Origin of the sequence: Milkweed yellows phytoplasma str. MW1 (assembly GCF_000309485.1) — a bacterium.
Taxonomy (GTDB): Bacteria; Bacillota_I; Bacilli_A; order Acholeplasmatales; family Acholeplasmataceae; genus Phytoplasma.
In genome coordinates, this window is the sequence record NZ_AKIL01000002.1 from 1 (window position 1) to 4,031 (window position 4,031).

Here is a 4,031-nt window from a genome sequence, read left to right on the forward strand (position 1 = left end):
TTTAAAAATAATTTAGATAAAAAAGTAAGATTTACTCATTTTAACAATTAGGCTCCAAAGATACCTTATTTGCAGTAGTTTAACGAATTACAAAGTCTGATAATGACGTACTTCATATCCTTTGTTTGCTCAACGAAAGAATAGCAGATTATAGTAGAGGATAAAAGCGCGGGTTGAGGCAAAAAGTTTTTATCTAAGAAGATACCGCAAGAAGAAAAAATTCCAAGGAGAAGTCCTGCAATGGACCTAAACGCAAAAAGCAGAGTAAACTAAGCAACCAAAGTCGAAAGGAACTGAAATGACTTGATAAGATAGGACTAAATAGTTATATAATTGAACTATTTAGGCTATTTAGATTATCAGGGGAAAAAATCCCTTCATGGTTTCAATACCAACATCTTGACTCGCCTAGCCAAACGCGGTATTTACCTATCTCAGGAACTAATCATTCCATGAGTTAATGTTAAGGTCATCAACCCTAAAAAATTCACGTAGTTAATAAGAGTAACTTGGATTTTCCTAAAAATCAAGGTTAAAAACTAAACATAAGAGGATAAAAAGTCTTATGGATTCAAGGAAAAAGCAGAATCATAGTAGTCGTTGGAGTAAAACTTAATTTGGAATAGTTAAGACAATCGCCCAACCAGGAAGTCATGGAAAGCATGATATAGGGCGAAAGAGGAAATAATATTTCGAGTTTAAGGGCTTAAAAGGGCGGCGGCTATATGCTATCAAAGGAAAGTAAAATTTTAAAACTAACTACGCATTTAAACAGAATTGAGACGAAAAATCGTCAAAAACTAGGAATCTAGGAATATTATAAACGTCGTATGTTTGGAAATTTACTCATACGGTTTTTTGTGGGGCTAGTTTGTAATAGGGAGCAATCCTTAAACGCATCTAATATACCCTGATTTTAAAAAAAGTTATATCCTTTCTTACTCTCTTCTCATTCCTCCCTCATAACCAAGTTTTTAACAAATCTCTTATTTTCTTTAAAAAAAACAATTGACAAACCGCTTTATTTAAGTTATAATCTAATTATAAAATTTTAGAAAAATAAAAGATTAAACTCAGAGGCAGCGATGCAGATTAGTATTACACGGAGAAGGCATTCTTAGAAGTGTAAGAAAGGCAATCATCGCCGAATATAAAACTATGGCAATAGTTTTATATGGGGTTATAGAATAAGAGCTATAACACTCTTTGTTTTTTAAAAAGCAATGGGGCTGACAAAACATAAAACAAAAATTCTTTCTTTTATGCTAATCACGCCCTTACTTTTTAAATTAGTAAGGGTTTTTTTCTTTTACTTACAAAATTTTTGTAAATAAAAGAAAGGTAAGAAAAAATGGATTTAAGGAAAAGAAAAAAATTAATCATTTTGTTAGTTGTTTTATTTTTTATTATTGTAATCGGTTTTGGCATTTCTTATTACTTGTCTACTAGAAAATCAAGCGAGAATGTTTTAAGAGTCGGTATGGAAGTAGATTACGCACCGTATAATTATGGCGTAAGTCCAGGTGACAAAACAGATGAAAGTTATCTTGTCGGAACCAATGGAAGCAATTACGCTGATGGTTATGACGTTCGTATAGCAAAAGCGATAGCTAAACAGCTAGGACGTAAATTAGTTATCGTTAAAAAAGAATGGGATGGTTTAATTCCTGCTTTAAACAATGAAAAAATTGATTTAATCGTGGGTGGGATGGCTAAAACAGAGAGAAGAGCACAACAAATAGACTTCACTGACCCTTACTTCAACCCAAATATAAGTTTCATTGTCCATAAAGATAATCCTCAAAATATCCAAAATATTGGCGATTTACAAGGTAAAAAATTAGGGGTTCAAACAGAAACCCTTTATGAAGATAAAACAGAAGAATTGGCTGGTGGTAAAGCAAATGTAGAATTTTTACCCAGCTATATTGATTTAATTGACAAAACTCGAAGCCAACATATTGTCGGTTTTATAGCTGAATCGTCTTTAGCCCAACAATATTTAAAATCATTTCCTGATATATTAACAACTATTGATAATATTGGTACAGTATTATACCAACAAATGCAAGAGAACAAAGTGGATATTGACACCAGAATTGGGGTTAAAAAAAATAATCCTTTATTAGGACAAGTTAATGAAGCTTTAAGGAAAATAGATAAAAATACTAGAAAAGGATATATGCAACAAGCGATCCAAATTTATGCAAAAAATCAAAATTAATAATATTGATGCAACATTAGGTCAAAAAATGAAAAAAGCCGCAGCGGATAACGACACCATAATTGGGGTTAAACAAAATAACTATTTATTAGGACAAAAGAATGAAGTCTTAAAAAAAATAGCGCCAATTACTAGAAAAGAATATATGGAAATAGCAGGCAAAAATTATGCCACAAAAAAGTAGTATTTTCACTATCTTAAGAAAAAACTATGCTTTATATCTAGAAGGTATTAAAATAACCCTTCTTTTAGCTATTATAGGCACACTAGGAGCGTTTGTAATCGCGTTAGGTATTGTTTATCTAAAAGGTAAAAAACAAGACAGAAAAAAAGTTACTTTTGTTCAATATTATATCCAAACGATAACTGATAAATTTCTCTCTGTCTATATTTTTGTTATCAAAGGCATTCCGATGATGATTCAAGCGATGATGTTTTATTACGGCATTAACTCTTTAGGCAAGTTTGAATGGTTAACCCCTTTGAGAGCTGGTCTAATCGTGATTACTTTCAATTCAACCGCTTATATCGCTGAAATAATTTTAAGAAACGTTAATTTCTTTGATACGGCTCAAATAGAAGCCGCTCAAGCTTTAGGGATGACAGAGAAACAAACTTTAAGACATGTTATTTTTCCTCAAGCGATCAAAAGATCTTTACTGCCGATAATGAACGAATTTATAATTAATTTAAAAGATGGTTCTGTTTTAAGTGTTATTGGGGTAATGGAATTATTCGCCGTTACTAAACAAATTAGAGGAGCAACTTTCAATACTTTTGCTACTTTCACTATCGCCGGCGTTATTTATTTAATTTTAATTTTATTCGCTAATATCGGTTTAAGAGTGTTAGAGAAAAAATTAGGCGCTAATAAATAACCTTTAAGTATCAAAATTGCCTTAATTTATTATTAAAATCAAAAAACAACTATAAAAAGGAAGTTTAAAGGCTCCTTTTTTATGGTTGGTTATAATAATTTTAGAAGTTATTTTTTTGTTTAAAAACTTTTATTTCTCTTTGTCTCCCGACAAACTATAAATTATCATCTCCTTTTCAATAAAGATATAACTTTTATGAACTTCTAAGGACAAAAAAATCTTAATAAGAAAAAAGAAATAATCAAAAGATTTGACTTTTAAAAAATATAAAGGCAGAATATATTTATTAAAGATGACAAAAATTTTTTATTAATAAATGATAAAAGCGGAATTTAAAAAATTATGAATAAACATGAAACTTTACAATACCAACAATCTTTTATAAAAACAGCGTAAGAAGGAAGAGGTTTAATAGAGTCTTTAAGTTAAAGAGGAGAACCTTTTTAAATCGTTATTGCCAAAAAGGCGATTTAGAAGAAAAACACGTTATTTTAAAAAGTCAACTACATGCCTTAACTATAAAGATCAATCTTATTTTTTTTTAACAGTTAAAGAAGAAGGAATTCAAATGTTTAACGGTTATTTGGAATTAAAAAATTTTATCCCAGAAGATTTAAAAATTAAACCCAACTAACATTTTATAGCGGTCGTGCAATTATTGCCTAAAAATTGCCACAAAAAACAGTTGCATTACTTTCGTTGTGATAAAATATCGAAAAAATCGGTCGCAATGGGTTCAAACTTATTAGAATCAATTAAAATTTTTCACTTAATTAATATATAAAACACTTTCAGATAAAAGAAAAATGACTTTTTATAACATAAATCTTAAAAAAAACAGATGATTTGCTTTATAATATTATTTGTAATAAATATAAATAAAAAATATCTAAAAAGTTTTTTATATGAAAAACTTAAATATAATAAAC

At 29.3% G+C, this 4,031-nt stretch carries 3 protein-coding genes and 1 riboswitch; all 3 genes read left to right on the plus strand.

Annotated features, from left to right (window positions below):
* Positions 1-1,066 precede the first annotated feature (1,066 nt).
* Positions 1,067-1,240: riboswitch (Lysine riboswitch) on the plus strand.
* Positions 1,241-1,351: 111 nt separating this feature from the next.
* From RI76_RS00010 to RI76_RS00020, 3 genes are read left to right on the plus strand one after another with little or no spacing between them, the layout of a single operon-like run.
* A complete protein-coding gene (locus RI76_RS00010) occupies positions 1,352-2,224 on the plus strand; it encodes a transporter substrate-binding domain-containing protein (RefSeq protein ID WP_017192071.1) in 873 nt (290 codons plus the stop codon).
* On the plus strand, positions 2,205-2,408 hold the full coding sequence (locus RI76_RS00015) for a hypothetical protein (RefSeq protein WP_017192072.1): 204 nt from the start codon (positions 2,205-2,207) through the stop codon (positions 2,406-2,408). The genes RI76_RS00010 and RI76_RS00015 overlap by 20 nt, the downstream gene beginning before the upstream one ends.
* On the plus strand, positions 2,392-3,102 hold the full coding sequence (locus tag RI76_RS00020; RefSeq protein WP_017192073.1) for an amino acid ABC transporter permease: 711 nt from the start codon (positions 2,392-2,394) through the stop codon (positions 3,100-3,102). The genes RI76_RS00015 and RI76_RS00020 overlap by 17 nt, the downstream gene beginning before the upstream one ends.
* The last annotated feature ends 929 nt before the right edge of the window (positions 3,103-4,031 follow it).